1 pseudogene is annotated in these 246 nt (G+C 54.5%); it reads right to left on the minus strand.

Annotated features, from left to right (window positions below):
- Positions 1-246 (minus strand): annotated as a pseudogene (locus tag B3Z75_RS07550) ([FeFe] hydrogenase H-cluster radical SAM maturase HydG); the annotation flags it as partial.

A 246-nucleotide genomic window follows, 5' to 3' on the forward strand; every position in this document is an offset into this window, starting at 1 on the left:
CTCCTTCTCTTTGGTCACGTAGCCGCCCAGTTCTATTTTGGTTCCGCCGTCGATCTGAGAGACGCCGTATTGCAGCAGTTCGTTACGCAGGCCGGCAGGTTCGCGTGCAGTGAGGATCATGCCGGTATAAGGTACAGCCAGCCGGAGAATAGCCACAATCCGGGAGAAGTCCTGATCTGAGACAAAGTAGTGGCTGCCCATTTGTAGCATGGACGCATCCTTAACCCTGGGAAAGGAGATTGTGTG

Origin of the sequence: Proteiniphilum sp. UBA1028 (assembly GCF_002316955.1) — a bacterium.
Taxonomy (GTDB): domain Bacteria; phylum Bacteroidota; class Bacteroidia; order Bacteroidales; family Dysgonomonadaceae; genus Proteiniphilum.